Source organism: Leisingera sp. ANG-DT (assembly GCF_000813785.1).
Taxonomy (GTDB): Bacteria; Pseudomonadota; Alphaproteobacteria; order Rhodobacterales; family Rhodobacteraceae; genus Leisingera.
The window spans coordinates 1-581 of sequence record NZ_JWLE01000034.1; the positions used below are offsets into that span (position 1 = coordinate 1).

Consider the following 581-nt stretch of genomic DNA (forward strand, 5'->3'; position numbering starts at 1 on the left):
GGGGCTGGAAATCTCTAAGCGTCTTGCCGCCAGCGGCATGGTGGACTTCCTCAACGTGATCCGTGGGCGCATCCATACCGACCCGGCGATGACGGATGTGATCCCGGTGCAGGGCATGAAGTCGGCGCCGCACCTTGATTTTGCCGGAGAGGTGAAGAAGGCAACAGGCATGCCGACCTTTCACGCCGCACGCATCCCCGATGTGGCAACGGCTCGCCATGCGGTTGCCAGCGGTCTGCTGGATATGGTGGGCATGACCCGCGCCCATATGGCCGACCCGCATATCGTGAAGAAGATCATGGAAGGGCGGGAAGACGATATCCGCCCCTGCGTCGGCGCCACCTATTGCCTGGACCGGATCTATCAGGCGGGGGAGGCGCTGTGCATCCACAATGCGGCCACCGGGCGCGAACTCACGATGCCGCACCAGATCACCCCGGCTGAGACCCGCAAGAAAGTGGTGATTGTGGGTGCTGGGCCGGGCGGCCTGGAAGCCGCGCGCGTGGCGGCCGAACGCGGCCATGACGTCACCGTATTCGAAGCCGCGGCAGAGCCGGGCGGCCAGGTCCGGCTGACCGTGC

1 protein-coding gene is annotated in these 581 nt (G+C 65.6%); it reads left to right on the forward strand.

The features are described from left to right. A partial coding sequence (locus RA21_RS23255; RefSeq protein WP_446720200.1) for an NAD(P)-binding protein occupies positions 1–581 on the forward strand: 581 nt, incomplete at both ends.